Source organism: Nostoc sp. LPT, assembly GCF_017115165.1.
GTDB lineage: Bacteria > Cyanobacteriota > Cyanobacteriia > Cyanobacteriales > Nostocaceae > Nostoc.
Genome location: NZ_JABXKF010000185.1, coordinates 17,728 through 32,205, shown reverse-complemented (window position 1 = coordinate 32,205; position 14,478 = coordinate 17,728). Strand labels below are relative to the sequence as shown.

At 43.3% G+C, this 14,478-nt stretch carries 16 protein-coding genes; 9 read left to right on the top strand and 7 right to left on the bottom strand.

Annotation, left to right across the window (positions count from 1 at the left end):
* Nucleotides 1-100: 100 nt before the first annotated feature.
* A complete protein-coding gene (locus HWQ58_RS37225; protein WP_292873696.1) occupies nucleotides 101-1,168 on the top strand; it encodes a DUF3616 domain-containing protein in 1,068 nt (355 codons plus the stop codon).
* A 68-nt stretch (nucleotides 1,169-1,236) separates the two neighbouring features.
* On the opposite strand, the gene HWQ58_RS37220 is transcribed toward HWQ58_RS37225, so the two are convergent.
* Nucleotides 1,237-1,641, bottom strand: a complete 405-nt coding sequence (locus HWQ58_RS37220; protein WP_094347724.1) for an NIL domain-containing protein — start codon at nucleotides 1,639-1,641, stop codon at nucleotides 1,237-1,239.
* A 135-nt stretch (nucleotides 1,642-1,776) separates the two neighbouring features.
* Here HWQ58_RS37220 and HWQ58_RS37215 point away from each other — a divergent pair, with 135 nt between their 5' ends.
* The gene (locus HWQ58_RS37215; RefSeq protein WP_292873694.1) at nucleotides 1,777-2,013 is read left to right on the top strand and encodes a hypothetical protein; all 237 of its coding nucleotides are present in this window, start codon (nucleotides 1,777-1,779) and stop codon (nucleotides 2,011-2,013) included.
* The gene (locus HWQ58_RS37210; protein ID WP_292873692.1) at nucleotides 1,997-2,605 is read left to right on the top strand and encodes a sterol desaturase family protein; all 609 of its coding nucleotides are present in this window, start codon (nucleotides 1,997-1,999) and stop codon (nucleotides 2,603-2,605) included. The genes HWQ58_RS37215 and HWQ58_RS37210 overlap by 17 nt, the downstream gene beginning before the upstream one ends.
* A 92-nt stretch (nucleotides 2,606-2,697) precedes the next feature.
* On the opposite strand, the gene HWQ58_RS37205 is transcribed toward HWQ58_RS37210, so the two are convergent.
* Together HWQ58_RS37205 and aroF are read right to left on the bottom strand one after the other, a co-directional pair.
* Nucleotides 2,698-3,054, bottom strand: coding sequence for a hypothetical protein (locus HWQ58_RS37205; RefSeq protein ID WP_292873690.1), 357 nt, complete (start codon nucleotides 3,052-3,054; stop codon nucleotides 2,698-2,700).
* 312 nt (nucleotides 3,055-3,366) lie between these two features.
* Complete coding sequence (gene aroF, locus HWQ58_RS37200) at nucleotides 3,367-4,236, bottom strand: 3-deoxy-7-phosphoheptulonate synthase (RefSeq protein ID WP_292873688.1); 870 nt, start codon at nucleotides 4,234-4,236, stop codon at nucleotides 3,367-3,369.
* Between the two features lie 875 nt (nucleotides 4,237-5,111).
* Between aroF and HWQ58_RS37195 the strand changes: the two genes are divergently transcribed.
* The 4 genes from HWQ58_RS37195 (at nucleotide 5,112) to HWQ58_RS37180 (ending at nucleotide 8,480) form a co-directional block, all read left to right on the top strand.
* Nucleotides 5,112-5,606, top strand: coding sequence for a hypothetical protein (locus HWQ58_RS37195; RefSeq protein WP_292873686.1), 495 nt, complete (start codon nucleotides 5,112-5,114; stop codon nucleotides 5,604-5,606).
* A 206-nt stretch (nucleotides 5,607-5,812) separates the two neighbouring features.
* Nucleotides 5,813-6,484 carry a pentapeptide repeat-containing protein gene (locus tag HWQ58_RS37190; protein ID WP_292873684.1) on the top strand — a complete coding sequence of 224 codons (672 nt, stop codon included), beginning with the start codon at nucleotides 5,813-5,815 and terminating at the stop codon, nucleotides 6,482-6,484.
* 617 nt (nucleotides 6,485-7,101) lie between these two features.
* Complete coding sequence (locus HWQ58_RS37185; protein WP_292873682.1) at nucleotides 7,102-7,956, top strand: DUF72 domain-containing protein; 855 nt, start codon at nucleotides 7,102-7,104, stop codon at nucleotides 7,954-7,956.
* 83 nt (nucleotides 7,957-8,039) lie between these two features.
* Nucleotides 8,040-8,480 carry a hypothetical protein gene (locus tag HWQ58_RS37180; RefSeq protein WP_292873680.1) on the top strand — a complete coding sequence of 147 codons (441 nt, stop codon included), beginning with the start codon at nucleotides 8,040-8,042 and terminating at the stop codon, nucleotides 8,478-8,480.
* Nucleotides 8,481-8,597: 117 nt separating this feature from the next.
* Here HWQ58_RS37180 and HWQ58_RS37175 read toward each other — a convergent pair whose 3' ends face one another.
* The 4 genes from HWQ58_RS37175 to HWQ58_RS37160 form a co-directional block, all read right to left on the bottom strand.
* Nucleotides 8,598-9,005: a VOC family protein gene (locus HWQ58_RS37175; RefSeq protein WP_292873678.1), complete on the bottom strand. Its 408-nt coding sequence runs from the start codon at nucleotides 9,003-9,005 to the stop codon at nucleotides 8,598-8,600.
* A 95-nt stretch (nucleotides 9,006-9,100) separates the two neighbouring features.
* A complete protein-coding gene (locus tag HWQ58_RS37170; protein WP_292873676.1) occupies nucleotides 9,101-9,511 on the bottom strand; it encodes a VOC family protein in 411 nt (136 codons plus the stop codon).
* 22 nt (nucleotides 9,512-9,533) lie between these two features.
* Nucleotides 9,534-9,977, bottom strand: a complete 444-nt coding sequence (locus HWQ58_RS37165) for a nuclear transport factor 2 family protein (RefSeq protein WP_292873674.1) — start codon at nucleotides 9,975-9,977, stop codon at nucleotides 9,534-9,536.
* 35 nt (nucleotides 9,978-10,012) lie between these two features.
* Nucleotides 10,013-10,441 (bottom strand): YciI family protein, encoded by a 429-nt coding sequence (locus HWQ58_RS37160; protein WP_292873672.1) that lies wholly within the window; start codon nucleotides 10,439-10,441, stop codon nucleotides 10,013-10,015.
* Nucleotides 10,442-10,544: 103 nt separating this feature from the next.
* Here HWQ58_RS37160 and HWQ58_RS37155 point away from each other — a divergent pair, with 103 nt between their 5' ends.
* Nucleotides 10,545-11,807 (top strand): RNA polymerase sigma factor, encoded by a 1,263-nt coding sequence (locus HWQ58_RS37155; protein ID WP_292873670.1) that lies wholly within the window; start codon nucleotides 10,545-10,547, stop codon nucleotides 11,805-11,807.
* A gap of 849 nt (nucleotides 11,808-12,656) precedes the next feature.
* Entirely contained in the window at nucleotides 12,657-13,874 is a 1,218-nt protein-coding gene (locus HWQ58_RS37150; protein WP_292873668.1) for a glutathione S-transferase family protein, read from the top strand.
* The last annotated feature ends 604 nt before the right edge of the window (nucleotides 13,875-14,478 follow it).

Sequence of the window (14,478 nt, the reverse complement as noted above, 5' to 3'; positions counted from 1 at the left end):
GTTCATATAAACTATAGTTTTGAGATAAGTTTTTACGATAATTGAATCATATATTATAATAGCATGGCTAGCATATTTATAACTATCAATATGATTTAAAATGCCAAACTTACATTTATTAAATCAAGTTTTATTGACTTTTGTAGATTCTTTTCAAGAACATAGAGAAGACTTATCAGCAGTGCTGCTAACGCATCAGAAGTATTTATGGTTGGGGTCAGATGAAACCTCAACTATTGAGCGTTTATCTTTGGTTGATACTGATAAATTTACAGATCATCAACAATTTCGTGTAGCAGAATTTATCAATTTACCTGCACCAGAAGAGGAAGAAATTGATATAGAAGGACTGGCTTACGCTGATAATTACTTATGGTTTGTTGGTTCTCACAGCTACAAACGCAAAAAATCCAAACCTGAAAATACAGCTGCCAAAAACTTTAAAAGGCTAGCAAAAATTGAATCGGAACCGAACCGTTACATTTTAGGACGAATTCCTCTGATAGAGGGTAAACTATGCTCATCTTGCCCACACCCCGAAAAGCCAGATGTGCAATTGAATGCGGCTAAATTAGAAGTGACGAATCAGGGTAATTTGCTGATGACAGCTTTAGCAGATGATGCCCATTTAGGCTTGTTTATTAAGGCAGGAATTCCCGGAAAGGATAATGGCTTTGATATTGAAGGAATAGGCATTTATCAAAACCGCGTCTTTCTGGGTTTGCGGGGCCCTGTATTGCGGGGTTGGGCTGTGGTGCTGGAAATAGAGTTAGAAGATTCTACCCCTGGACTGATGAAACTAAAGCAAATTGGGGAATTGAAGGAGTTATATAAAAAGCATTTTATCTGGTTGAATGGTTTGGGAATTCGGGATTTGTATGTAGATGATAAAGATTTGTTGATTTTAGCCGGGCCAACGATGGATTTAGATGGGCCCGTGCAAGTTTATCGCTGGTTAAATGGTGTGAATTTAGGAGAAAATGTCTTCAGCAATCCCGATTTTGTGCAAGATATTCCTTATGGAAATCGAGAAGAACACGCTGAGGGAATGACGATGTTTCAGGATGTAGCTGGCATACCTTCGCTATTGGTAGTTTATGACTCTCCAGCAAAAAGTAGGCTGGTGGGTGATAGTGGTGTAATCGCGGATGTGTTTAAGTTGGGCTAACTTCAATTTTAGATTTTGGATTGCTGAGAAAGTTGGATGGGCAATGCTCCGTGGTGTATGCGGTAATCTTAAATGTTAGTAGAGATTGCTTGTACGGGACAGGTGGGAATACACTGTTCGCAAACGATACAGCGCGATCGCGTAAATGTCAACTTGTACGTCTCTGGCTGGAGGGTGAGGGCTTCGGTAGGACAAACCCCAGTACACAAGCCACAGTGGACACACACATCCTCGTCGATCGCAATTTCGCCTAATGTAGAAGAAACATTAACATTACGCGATCGCATCCACTCGATCGCTGCATCTAATTGATCGATGTCTCCCGATAATTCCACTACCAGTTTGCCAATTTGATTTGGGGCAACTTGGGCGCGGATAATATTGGCGGCGACGTTGAACTCTTTGGCCAGTACGTAAGTGACTGGCATTTGCACGGCGCGTTTCGGGAAGGTGAGTGTTACTCGTTTTTTCACAGATTTAGCAGAGGTTTTTTCTGTTGTAGCGTATTGAGAGTTTTATTATATATTTGCTGAACTACTTGATGTTGTAAAATAAGCAGTGGATTTTGTCGATTAACAAATTAAATCGTAATTTGCTTATTTTTGGTAATGAAGACCAAAACAATTGGACATAATCAGCATTTTCATGTCACCGAATTAATATTACGGATGGGTCTAATTGACGAACCACTCATTTTGGTATTATTGCTTTTTCTTCTTCGGTATCACTCTTGCCCGATACTTTCTGATTGCTGGTGGAGCATACTTGCTCTTTTATTTAGTTCTGGGGAAGTCTCTCGCCAACAAGAGTTTGCGTTTGAAACCGTTGATGAATTGTTCCATTAAAAAGGATATTGAATTATCAGTAATCTCCACAGTAGTTTTTGCTATTTCTGGAGCATTTATGATCTCCGAGTATAATTTGGGAGCAACGCTGTTATACGCTGACATCTGGAAATACGGACTGTGGTATTTGATAGTTAGCTTTATTGCAGTGCTAATTCTTCAGGATACTTACTTTTATTTTATCCATCGGATGTTTCACCACCCTCTAATTTTTAGATGGATGCATTATGGACACCACCGTTCAGGCGAGCCAACACCCTGGAGTTCCTCTGCCTTCGATTTGCCAGAAGCGATCGTACAAGCACTTTTCTTTGTAGGTGTAAGCTTCATAGTTCCGCTGCATTTTGTCACCTTAGTTGCCGCACTTATAACTATGACAGTATGGGCAGTGTTTACCCATCTCGGATTTGAGCTATTTCCCTCCTCATCTAAAAGTTACTGGATTGGAAGGTGGCTTATTGGTTCTATGCATCATTCCATACATCATCGCAAGTATAAAGTACACTACGGTTTGTATTTTACGTTCTGGGACAAACTGCTTGGTACTGAAGATGCTAATTATGAAAACAAAACCCACACAAGGGAGTTTTAACTATAGCAGTCCTAAATCATTTGTGAAATATTTTTCTGTTGCTGTCATTAGTCAGTAGTCATTTGTCCTTTGTAATCACAAATGACTACTGACTATTTAATTTTTGTCGAATTCTCAAGCTTGTTTGGATTCACCCAACGATTGACAAATTCGTTGTTATGTTTGTAAACCTTGATTTGCACTTGCTTGGAACTTAACTTGACTATTTCGGCAGGAATTCTTTGGACATCGCTAGAATCTGTGCGGGGCTTGTAAAGCCAAATCACTTTTTGCCCAACTTGAAAGTTATTAGGATTGCTAGTTAAAGAAAGCGTACTTTCTGCCCAAGAGGGGAAAGCAATTACTAAGTCGATCCAAAGTACTAAGACCACTATAGTGATTTGAAAAAGTTTTATAATCATTGCACTTGTCTTAGGTCTGATGGGGCAATCAATCTGCTGTTCTAGCATTTAGTTATTGTCCTTCTTTAGATTCTCAAAGTTGAAAGATCGGTATCCTAAAACTTCTTTAGGGAATTTAGTAAAAGTTAAAATATCTACTGATTTCAGGATAAAACGACTTGTAGAATAAAATCAAATAGTCTTATTTCTTAAAATGATAAATTAAATTTATATATAGAAGATTGTGTTGCAAAAATACGTTTGAGAACCAATGGAATAGCTGAAGTAACAACTTGATTTTATAAAAGCGATCGCTATTTATCCTTAAGCCAAAAGAAATGTTTTGACTCAGACATTCAAGCGATCGCTCTTTGCTGAAATTTAAGCAGCCCAAAAAATCGGGGCAGGTGACAAACCCGCCCCGAAATCTGATATACTACGCCCAACGGCTGTGGCTACAAGCTTTAAACTATTAACTAAATGCACCATATCTTCTAAAGAAAGTGCTTGACGGGCATCAGAAACAGATTTTTCTGGTTCTGGGTGACATTCAATAATTAATCCATCTGCACCGCAAGCGATCGCAGCCCTAGCCACGGGTGCTACCAACTCCCGTTTACCGACGGCATGAGAAGGATCTACAATTACAGGCAAGTGAGTTATTTGCTTGAGTGCTGCCACTGCCCCTAAATCTAGGACGTTACGGGTGTAATCATCGAAACTGCGAATACCTCTTTCGCACAACACCACATCAGGATTCCCGTGGCTGAGGATATATTCAGCAGCCATGACAAATTCTTCAATAGTCGCTGCTAAACCACGTTTGAGCAGTATTGGTTTACCAGCTTGTCCCAAAGCTTTGAGCAAATCAAAGTTTTGCATATTGCGGCTACCAACTTGAAGCATATCAGCGTGGGCGGCGACTACTTCAATTTGGGAAATTGACATCACCTCCGTGACAACTGGCATATTGTAATGCGATCGCACCCTGGCTAAAATCTCTAATCCTGACTCTCCCATACCTTGGAAAGCGTAGGGAGATGTGCGGGGTTTGTAGACACCGCCACGCAACCCCTGTACTGATGCAGTAGATAACTTTTGGGCGACTATCTCCATTTGTTCTAAGCTTTCAACAGTGCAGGGACCGCCGATAATTACCAGTTCTTTACCGCCGAAAGCGACTTCTTTCGAGATTTTAACGATTGTCTGGTGGTTTAGATGGGTTTGTGCAGCAAGTTTAGCATTAATCATGGTTATATTCTCGTGAAAAGTTAGGGATTGGGTATTAGGGATTGGGTATTAGGGATTGGGTATTAGGGATTGGGTATTGGGGTAAGAGTTGTTTTCCAGTCCCCAGTCCCCAGTCCCTATTCCCCAGTCCCCAGTCCCCAGTCCCCAATCACAAAAAAAGCCCGAAACCTTCAAGAGTTCCGGGCGCGTTCTGATTCATTAGCATGACGCTATTTACCCGGAATTTATTCTGGGCCAAAAGTAAAAGCCATAAAACCAGCTACTGAAATAAGTCATGACAATGAAATTCTCCTTAAAAAAACAAAAACCGCAGAGTTTGCTCTGCGGTTCACCGGGTGGTTTCCATTAGGAAACTTAATTCACTCCCGGTGAACCACCCTAAACCAAAAATAAAAGTAAGAATTTGTGTTAAGCATTTGCGGGGTTTTTGCTGGAAAACTTAAGAAATATACTTATAAAATGTAACAATAGCAGTAAGAGTGGGCTTTGTCAAGACCTGCACAAACTATAAAAAAACGATAGACTCAGTACAACTCTGGGGATTAAGACTAATAACGCTTTGCACAATTCAAAATCACACTCTGTTCTGATTGTACTAGTTGCTTATTTGCGTAGCGAAAAAAGCGGTGAGGGGGTCGCAGTCTTGGCGGTTCCCGTCGATTGCGAACCCCCGAACCCGAAGGGCTTGTCATTAGACATTACGATAGTTATATAACCTTAGAAGAAAAAGCCAGGATTGAGAAGTTAAAATATATAATTCTCCTGACTTATGATTTCATCTTACGAAAGCTGATTGCAGGGAATTGACAACCGCCATACATTATTACCCAAGTCCTCATTGACCAGATCAATTTTTTAGGATCATCAGTCTCATTATGCCCAGTTCCAAAATCTTAACCCAATCTTTCGACTATTATGGAGCTTATCCCTGCCCAGTCTGTCGAATAGGTAAGATTTCTCACATGCCATTGATGGAAGCTATGGCTTGTGACTTTTGCCAAGAGATTTTTACAGTCAACTTAGAACAACAGCAAATCAAGATGCCTTCTAGGCAACCACCTTTAACTTGGCGTTGGAATGGGTTTAGTTGGACAGAAGGCCAATTGGAAGGTGTGGAATTAGGTTGGGGTTATGGACTAGCAGCAGCAATTTTTATAATTTTTCCCACTACTCTAATTGGCATAGTAGCTTACTATTTTCCTGCTAATCTGAAAGAACCCATTACCTGGATGCCATATATTTGGACAATATTAACCTTTTTATCACATTTATCAATTATTGTTTGGATTTATATTGAAGTCTATCAGATTCCAATTGCGGCATATTTTAGAGCGATCGCTCGATGGAGAAATGGAGAAATGGGAAGATGAAGGAGTGGAGAGAAGAGGGGCAGGGGAGACTTGGGGACAAGGGAGAATTTTATTGAACAAGTCTCTCTCAAGTCTCCCCCTCTTCCTTGTCTACCTTGTCTCTTCTCCATTCCCAATGCCCAATGCCCGATAATCCCTAACAAATAATGCAGCGTATAGATGACTCCATCACTCATAATTAAGTTGATTGTCCACCAAAATATCGTATGAGCGATCTGGAGCGGTACTATAGAGTTTTGGAATTAGAGCCTGGAGCAACACTTGAAGAAGTGAACCAGGCTTACAAAGATTTAGTCTTTGTTTGGCATCCCGATCGCATTCCCAAAGACAATCTCCGTTTACAGCAGAAAGCACAAGACAAGCTGAAAGCTATAAATGAAGCTCGTGAAAAGTTGCGCTCTCTAAAAACCAAACCTCAAACCACACATCAAACTACATATCAAACCACACATAACTCACCGTCACCTCAACAGGAAAAACCATCTCAACCAACCCAGAAACCACCAAAGCAAAACTCAGATTTAAGCGGCAAAGACTACAGTCGGGCAAATTTGAGCAATAAAGACTTATCTGGCAGAAATCTGAGTTATGCCAATTTGAGTGGTGCTAATCTCAGTGATACTTTTATGCACAAAGTCAACCTTAGAGGTGCAAATTTATCTGAAGCAAATTTATTTCGGGCAAACCTACTTTTAGCGGATCTCAGGGAGGCGAATTTACGCGCGGCTAATTTGATTGGAGCGGATCTCAGTGGGGCCGACTTGCGAGGAGCCGACTTGACGGGAGCGCGGATTCGCTCTGGTGAGCGTCTTCTGGTTAAATTAGTTGGGACTAATTTAGCAGGGGCAATTATGCCTGATGGTTCAATTTATCAATAAGTGAGGTTGCGCCATAACACCAAAATCCTCATGTAGAGACGCGATTTATCGCGTCTTAAAAAACCAATTATCTATACCAATAACCCTTAACTGAAACGTATTGGTGCATAAATTACTCCTATGCAATGCAATTGAAAACTGCTATATGCCTATTTGCTTGCCTAAACCACTAAAATGAATACGCGATCTACTGAAAAGAGAAAGCAATATGCCTTTTTGCTTGCTGAATCTACCGAAATGAGAAAGCAATCAAGCATTTTGAGAAAAAAATCTGTGATTTTTTTTAACAAGTCGGGAATTTGACCTAGTACAGCATGGCGTAAATAAACATACCCCTGACGCTCCTGCGTCGCTAACGCTGCGCTAACGAGTGACGCTCTCTACGAGACGCTGCGCGAACGCAGGCTCGCTAACGCTGCGCTAACGGCAGTTCCTCATGGGGGGAACCCCCTCTGAGCGACTGCCTCACCATTTCAAATGGCGCAAGAGCTTGGAATATAATTATGCGTGACTTTTGACTTTTGAATGCGTGACTTTTGCCTTGCGGTACTAGCTTCATCCATTGCTACAATCTGCCTGTAAAATTGAATATTGATACATCAAGGCTTTTAAGCACTGTGAACTTTTTTATCGGTTGTGCTGTTTGGGCATATAAAGGTTGGGTAGGCGAACTCTATCCCCAAGGTACTCGCACTGCTGATTTTCTCCATCTCTACAGTCGTCGCTTCACCACTGTAGAAGGTAACACCACCTTTTATGCCGTGCCTAACCAAGAAACTGTAACCCGTTGGGCTACCGAAACACCAGTAGGTTTTGAATTTTGTCTAAAATTACCGCGAGATATTACCCATCAAGGGTTGCTAAAACCTTATATACCAGCTGCTTTAAAATTTCTGGAGGGGATGCGCCCTTTAGGTAAGCATCTTGGCCCAATGTTTGCCCAGTTACCACCCAGCTATGCACCTGCATTACTTGACGATTTGTCCAACTTTCTGGAAGCTTGGCCACGTACAGAAGCACCCCTAGCAGTGGAAGTTCGCCATCCCGACTGGTTCAAGGAACCCCATGCTAGTAATTTGACGACGCTTTTAGAAAAGTTAGGTGTCGGAAGGGTACTGTTAGACTCGCGCCCTATTTACACTGGAGATGATGACCCCCAATTACAATCGGAACGGCGCAAACCGAAATTACCGTTGCAATTGAGTGTGACAACATCTTTTACTCTAATTCGGTTTATTTCTCATCGGAATTTATCAGTGAATCAGCCATTTATGGAAGAGTGGGTAAGGCAGATTCAGCAATGGTTACAGATGGGAGTGCGAATTTATTTCTTTGTCCATTGTCCAATAGAAGCGCGATCGCCCAGTACAGCCCGTCACTTCCAACAGCTATTGGAACAAAGTGGTACACTAGTTCTACCCCTACCTTGGAATAACCTTGAGCATCCCCCCAATCAACTCAGTTTATGGTGAGCGTATTTAGTAGATAATTGGTATTGTCATACTTTTCTGTTAAAGCAAATTTTTTCAGAGCAGTTCCACCAAAGGAGGTTGAGATGAGTCGTCTTCTTTATGAAAATTCAGTCTCATATAAAGGATATCTCATCATTCCATTTATTTTTGGGAAGGCGGATAATTACGAAATTTATTCGTATAAATTGTTATCTGAAATTGGGCACAGAAACCAATTTCATAAAGCAGAAAATCCAGCAGGAATCTATGGAAGTGGCGTTATTAACATCATTAATATTGCTAAAGAGCATATCGATCAAAATTCAGAGTTTGTTCATCGCGGAGATAGTTTTAAGTCTCGCTACATTTATCGGAACAATTTAATTATCATCTTCCAAGAAGGAGATAAATATTTTTATGACCATTACCCACCAGAGTTATTGAATAATATTGCAGCTCCAAAGTTATTCAAATCTGAATATGAATGTCTGAATTGGATTAAGCAAGGATTTGATGGGCGACATCTGCGGCAAAGAGCTATTTGAAGAAGATAGGAGTATTTGCATTTGTGTATTACAGCTATAGCGGTTCCCATACAAATGCGATATAACGTTGTACTACATCTGAATGGGAACTGCTATAATTCCTCAAACATGAAATTTTCAACCTTGACTTATTGCGCTTGGCTCCATGTAGATAATTTCCCAAATGTGGTCATCTAAGTCAGCAAATCCATGTCCATACATAAAATCATGATCTTGCGGTTCATTGTAGGTTGTTCCACCAGCGGCGACAGCCTTGCGAACTATTTCATCGACTTGTTCTCGGCTATCAGAAGATAAACACACAAGCACTTCTGTGCTTTTTGTGGCATCACAAATTTCTTTGGGAGTAAACGTCTTAAACTTCTCATGGGTCAAAAGCATGACGAAAATGTTTTCGGACACAATCATACAGGTGGAAGTTTCGTCAGTGAATTGAGAATTAAACTCAAAGCCGAGTTGAGTAAAGAACTCGATCGATTGATTGAGGTTTTTAACTGGCAGATTAACGAAAATTTGAGTACTCATGGGTTCTTCTTTTGAATTATTGCACAGTGAAAGATCGGCGAAAAAGCGCTGAGGTTTTACTCTAGGGAAGACGCCCATAAGCGCCTCCCCACAAGTCAAGCAGTCTTCTGGCAGTTGACCATCCACGGAATACCGAATCGATCGACCAACATACCAAAGCGGACAGACCAAAAAGTTTGATCGATCGGCATCTTCACTTTTCCGTTTTCTGCCAGGGTCTGAAAGATGCGTTCTGCCTCCGCTGGCTCGTCAACGCTGATTTGCACGTAAAAGCCTTGGGGTGTTTCAAAATATCCAGGCGGACTATCAGACCCCATCAAGAGGCGATCGCCCAGATCGAGGCAGACGTGCATGATTTTGTCATGCCATCCGGCAGGTATATGCTCGGCTGAGGGTGCATCTCCGTGGGTCATCATCATGACAATTTTGCCGCCAAGACAGTGTTCATAGAACTTGAACGCTGCCTCACAGTTGCCGTTGAACATGAGATAAGGATTGAGTTTCATGGCGTTGGCTCAGTAGATTAGGCTATGGGTTTAGCGTGAATACAGCTTGAGAGGTCTCTGGATCAAATGGAACCGAGAGATGTTCGTGTAATATCTGCCATTCGCCTTGATTTTTCTGGCAGACAGCGGTGACGCGCATCCACGTCTGCATTGCTGGATGGTCTTGGGTTCCTGTGAAGCGAAATAGCCAATGTGCAACCGCTAAGTCTTCACTGACGGTAATCTTGAGGTCTCGTGTTTCAATTTCAAGGCTGTCGGGGAAGTAAGGCAAACATTCTGACCACACTTGACCCCAAGCATCTTTTCCTTGGGTTTGGAAAGGAGGTTTAACATCGAAGACGATAACCTCGTTAGCATAACGGGACATAATTTGCTCAACATCCTTGGTGCAGATGGCACGTTGTTGCTCGGCAATTAGTTGGCGAATCTGAACTTCATTGGTTGCGATCGTGTTTTTAGTTGTCATCGTCATCTCTCCTTTTGGGTTGAGGTTGAGTGCAGTTACGAATTCTCTGGCAAGCCTGCAACTTCAATCACAGGTCGAATTTCAACAGTGCCGACGTGTGCGCTTGGAATTCGGGCGGCGATCGCGATCGCTTCGTCGAGATCCTGAGCATTAATCAGAAAAAAACCGCCCAATTGTTCGCGAGTTTCTGCAAACGGCCCGTCAGTTACTAGCGGTTTGCCGTCGCGCACCCGAACGCTGGTTGCAGTTGCCACAGGGTGGAGCGGGGCGGTTGCGAGATACTGCCCCTTCGAGTTGAGTTGTTGTGCCAGCTGCGCGGATTCTACATAACAATGTTCCCGTTCGGTTTGGCTGAGGGCATTTTCCTCCAAGTAAATCAGCAGCAAATATTTCATCGGGTTGTCTCCGTTGTTTCCCTTTGTTAGTAAGTCGAACGGTGCTGACTCAAATCGACACTCCGCCAAAAATTTTGATCGTTTAGTACGATTGGGGTATACCTCCCTTGTTTCCCTTTGTTAGTAAGTCGAACGGTGCTGCCTCAAATCGACACCTCGCCAAAAATTTTTTATGTCAGGTATAATCCCAAACGCAAAAACAGACGTAAACCAAGCGATCGCCTCCCTTTACCGGGCTGAATGGGGGCGGATCGTCGCCATCCTTATCCGGTTGGTGGGGGATTTTGATGTGGCTGAAGAAGCAGTACAGGAAGCCTTTATAGCCGCCGTGAATCAATGGCAGTCTAGCGGCGTGCCCGATCTCCCCCGTGCGTGGATTGTCAAAACAGCTCGATACAAAGCCATTGACCGCCTCCGACGGCGGACACGGCTGACGGAAAAATTGGAATGGTACGCCGCCTCCGGGTTAATCCCAACCCACCAGGAGTCAACTTACGACACAGACGAAATTCCAGACGAGCGGCTGCGACTGATCTTTACTTGCTGCCATCCAGCACTGGCGATCGAGGCGCAGGTTGCTTTGACACTGCGCCTGCTGGGCGGACTTGAGACAGATGAAATTGCGCGGGCGTTTCTCGTCCCCACGGCAACGATGGCGCAACGGTTGGTGCGTGCCAAGCGCAAGATTCGGGATGCAGGTATTCCCTATAAAGTGCCGGACACAACCGATCTGTCTGTGCGGGTAAACGCAGTGCTGACGGCGATCTATCTGATTTTCAATGAGGGCTACGCGACGACTAGGGGCGAGATGATGGTGAGGGCTGACCTCTGCACAGAAGCGATTCGGCTGGGTCGCCTCGTGAGGACGTTGATGGCACCGCAACCGCCCTCAGAAGTGACTGCACTCTTGGCGCTGATGTTGCTGCACGACTCCCGGCGCGATGCCCGTTTGGATGAGGTAGGCGATCTGGTGTTGCTCGAAGATCAGGATCGTCGTCGCTGGAACCAACAGCAGATTGCTGAGGCGCTACCGCTTGTTGAAGAGGCATTGCGGGGCGAGATTGGTTCGTTTGCAGTGCAAGCAGCGATCGCGGCACTACATTGTCAGGCAGCACAAGCAGAAGAAACGGACTGGTTACAAATTGTCCGCCTCTACGATTTGCTCGAACGCTTGCAGCCCTCGCCAATTGTGTCGCTGAACCGGGCGGTGGCGATTTCAATGATAGAGAGTCCTCAGACGGCCCTCGGACTCATTGATGGGCTTGCCCCCCAACTTAACGACTACCATCTATTTCACGCCACCCGTGCCGAGATGCTGCGCCGCATCGGAGCCTTAGCGTCAGCCGCACAGAGCTACGCGCTCGCGCTCATGCTAGTCAGTAATGACAGCGAACGCCGCTTTCTGGAGCGTCGGCTGCGCGAAGTTCAGCCCTAACGTCCAGCATCACCGGACAGGCGAAGAATTATTTACTATATTGACAAAAACGTTCTGCTTTTGCTGGCTATGCCCGACTGCGATGCGATCGCACTTTCATCATGCCAGTCCTGCTCGGTTCAAGTGTAGCAACATGAAACCGTTGTTATAGATTTTGCTGTCGGTCAGTATTTTTCAGGCGATCGCACCCAGTAGGCATACAGCCAGCCATTATATAATTTGGCGCAGCTTTACAAAGAAACGGTATTACCCAACAAAGTTTTGATAATGTTGGGTTTCGTTCCTCAAACGCCACTTTCTTCTCCCTTGGCGTTAGCCTCTCCCTTTGGGAGAAGGGGAGACGCTGCGCGTAGCTTGCTTCTCCGTAGGAGTACAAGTCGGGAAACTGCAAGGGCGCAGTGGCTCCCCAACCTACGCCAGTTTTAGTTTTTAGCCTTAACCAAGTGTATTGCTCTATAACTCGAATTAATAGAGATTTTTCTGATTTTGATGGCTTCAGTAAGTCAAAAAGTAGATATATTAAATCTTGCTTTCAAACTATTTTCATGTGATAATCACCATTAACTCCGGTAAGCGCGTAAATTTGCAGTAGTTAATGGTCAGAATTCAAAAATTTAGCTTTTTATCTATTAAAAAATAGATGTAGATTGGGTTGAGCTTTCGCGTTACCCTACATCGATCCGAGTGTTGGGTTTAGTTCCTCAACTACAATTTTTTTGTGACAATTTAGCCTTGCCACACCAGTACGGTGCCTTAGGCTAAAGCCATAACACACCCTACTTAGATTTACTTTATAAATCAACTCTGACTCATTTGTGGAAATCAAGTTAACTTAAACTAAGGTAAAATATGTCAATTCAAGACACAGTACCTAATTGGGAACAACTATTAGAAATTGCCCAAAAAAATACCCAGGCTCGACGGGTGCGTAGACCAGGACAATATCCTTCTACCGCTCCCATACCTAGCAGTCTCCATAAACTGCCACCAAATACAGAACCGCCAGTACTGCTCTACCGCGATACTAACTCTTGGTGTCCATTTTGCGAACGGGTTTGGTTTGCTCTCGAAGAAAAAGAAATTCCTTTTGCAACAGAGTTTATCGACTTGAGCAATAAGCCTAAATGGTATACTGATTTAGTTCCTACAACCCTTGTCCCGGCGGCGAAAATTGAGGGAAAGTTAGTTTATGAATCCAAAGAGATTCTGTTAGCGTTAGAAGAACGATTTGGGCCAAGCTTGCTGCCTGAAGACCCAGAGGAAAACGCCGTTGCTAGGCAGTGGCTTGAGGATGCTGAAACCAATAGTGTCATAGGTATCGCCTACAAATTTATCAGACAAGCCTCGGAAGATCCGAATGAATTAGCAAGCTTACAGGCAGCTTTTGAAACGAAACTAGATGAACTGGAGCAACTTCTCGGAAAGTATCCTGGTCCCTACTTTTTGTCAACATTTAGCGTCGTAGATATTACCTATAGTCCCCATTTAGACAGATTGGCGGCTAACTTACCCGTTTATCAAGGATATCACCTCAAGGGAAATCCTCGGTATCCTCGGATCGACGCTTGGTTTGAAGCGCTCAAACAGCGTCTTGCCTATCACCGCGTCAAATCGGATGATATCACCAACAATTTACTTTTGCGTCGCCGATGGGGCGTGACACCAATCAGCAATCCCTTACCCCTTGACCCAACTATTAGCCAAGAAATCCAATTTCGGGCAGAAGCGGCTGAGAGGTTGACTGATAACCGAGAAGTTGCTTTAGGAGATATTCTGAAAAACTCCGGGGTGCAAGCTTTGGCGGTCAATGGCGACACAACAGCCGTTAAAGAAACAGTTGATTTTCACCTCAGATTGCTGGCTGACTATCTGATCAATGGCAATGGTGCAGCATTACCGTGGGGACGCGTGGGTGGTAAAGATAATGCCGATCCCACTGCGGCTGCGATTGGTGCTATCACACTCGCCTATGTGAGAAATCGCATCTGTGCGCCACGGGATATGAGCGCTGGTGCTGCAACTGCATTCCGGGCAGCAGCTGATAAGGTGTTGGCATCTCTTTATTAGCGATCGCATTTCCAGGTCATTTACAAAAGAATGTAGAGACGTAGCAGTGCTACATCTCTACAAAAGTTCAAATGGAGATATCTTATATCATGATTCCTACAATCATCGCACCCCACACGCCAGATGCTCCACTTGGGGAGACCCCAAGACCGCACTGGCTCCCCTTAATCCTCTCCCCAAAACTATACGATTGTTTCGCCTGACAATAAACTCATTATTGATTGCACGAGCGATCGGGTTATATATTTTAATATTATCAAAAAGCTATTTCTTATTATATTAAATAATACTTTAATGTTGTTTGTATATATTTAAAAAGTAAAAACTTCAAAAATGTTTATTTTTGTAAAAAATAGCTAGTAAAGTACCACTTATCAAAACTATAGTGTATCTATAAAAGTTTAAAAATTTCAAAAAGTATTTTTCAAGCGATGAAGTCGTTACTCATGGCTAAGTACTTGTTAGAATTCCAATTTTGAGCTTGAGAAAAGCTGCAATTATCCTCAGCCGATGCATCGATTGAGATATTACTTTGTGAATTCTGTACAAAGTAATTTTGTGCGGCATAAATTTGCATATTAATCGGCAAACTCTCAACAAAAAG